The sequence below is a fragment of the Bradyrhizobium sp. SHOUNA76 genome (assembly GCF_023006445.1).
GTDB lineage: Bacteria > Pseudomonadota > Alphaproteobacteria > Rhizobiales > Xanthobacteraceae > Bradyrhizobium.
The window spans coordinates 1-1,135 of sequence record NZ_JALBHA010000934.1 but is presented as its reverse complement, the minus strand read 5'-3'; the positions used below and the strand labels follow the sequence as shown (position 1 = coordinate 1,135).

Below are 1,135 nucleotides of genomic sequence, written 5' to 3'. Positions count from 1 at the left end.
CGAGGTTCTGCCGCAGGAAGCTCGCGCCTTCGAGCGCCAGGGCCTTGAGTGGCAGCTCGCCCTCGCCGAGATCGGGCGCGACGCGGCAGAAGGCAAGGCCGTAGCGCTCGACCAGCGTGTTCTCCAGCGCGACGCATTCGGCCACAGGTCCTTCGACGAAGACGCGGATCATGCCCTCGCGGCTGGCACGCGCGATCAGCCGATGCGCCTTGGTACTCTGGATGTTGAGGCGGTCGGCGACTTCGGACTGGGTCAGCCCGGCGGCGAAATACAGCCACGCCGCGCGCGTTGCGAGCGACGCCTCACCGTCAACCATCGGCAGCCTGTGGGAAGGTATCGCCACGCCGGAAAAGCCCGCTTGCAATTTTCTTCATGTCTTGCAAAAAATTGCAGAGGCGGGTTGGAACGTCAATCCCCCAAATGTGCTGCAGTGCAATCTTGCCGCACACGCATCGCTCACGCTGTGGAGGTCGAATGACAGGCGTGTTCCTCGGCATCGATGTCGGAACGGGCGGCGTTCGCGCCTGCGCTCTCGATGCGCGCGGCGACAAGCTCGGCATGGAATCGGCGCCCCTTCCAGCGCCACGCCAGGATGGCCAAGCGATCGATCAGGATCCGGAACTCTGGTGGGATGCGACGGCGGCCGCGATCGGCAAGCTCGGCCGCATTGTCGATCTCGGGGCTGTCGAGTGCGTCAGCGTCGACGGCACGTCGGGCACGCTGCTGCTCATCGACGCCACAGGCCGGCCCTGCACGCCGGGGCTGATGTACAATGACGCGCGCGCGGCAGCCGAAGCCGTCCGCATTGCGGCGGTGGCCCCCTCGGACAGCGGCGCACATGGCGCGAGCAGCGCATTGGCGAAGCTGCTGTATCTGTCGGGCCGCGGCGAGGCCGGACACGCGCGCTTTGCCGTGCATCAGGCCGACTGGATCGCAGGAAGGCTCGCCGGACATCACGGCATCAGCGACGAGAACAACGTCCTGAAGCTCGGCTACGATCCCGTGACGCGCGGCTGGCCAGCCTGGCTCGACGAGCTCGGCGTGTCCCGCGAATTGCTGCCGAAGGTGCTGGTGCCGGGAACCCCGTTTGCGGAGATCGATTCCGCCGTCGCGACCGCGCTGGGCCTGTCGCCGG

Annotated in this window: 1 protein-coding gene and 1 pseudogene; one reads left to right on the top strand and one right to left on the bottom strand. The window is 67.2% G+C overall.

Annotated elements, in window-relative coordinates:
- A pseudogene (locus MOV74_RS38740) lies at positions 1–316 on the bottom strand (sugar-binding transcriptional regulator); the annotation flags it as partial.
- Positions 317–474: 158 nt separating this feature from the next.
- Here MOV74_RS38740 and MOV74_RS38735 point away from each other — a divergent pair.
- A partial coding sequence (locus MOV74_RS38735; RefSeq protein WP_246932848.1) for an FGGY family carbohydrate kinase occupies positions 475–1,135 on the top strand: 661 nt, incomplete at its 3' end.